Consider the following 231-nt stretch of genomic DNA (forward strand, 5'->3'; position numbering starts at 1 on the left):
TATTAATAGTTCCTTTGTTAACCACACCTTATTTGGCACGTATTTTAGGCCCACAGGGTGTGGGAATTAATTCATATACTAATGCTAATATCCAATACTTCATTATTTTTGGAAGTGTTGGGGTCGCACTTTACGGTAATCGGCAGATTGCGTATGTGCGAAATAATAAGCAAAAACTAACCAATACTTTTTATGAAATATTCTTTATGCGACTAGTAACAATTGGTATTG

1 protein-coding gene is annotated in these 231 nt (G+C 34.2%); it reads left to right on the top strand.

Features of this window, described 5'->3' with window-relative positions:
- Positions 1-231: oligosaccharide flippase family protein (locus tag AC6UDG_RS07930; protein ID WP_500707024.1), on the top strand; the 231-nt coding region annotated here is incomplete at both ends.

Source organism: Fructilactobacillus sp. X2R1C1 (assembly GCF_059901435.1).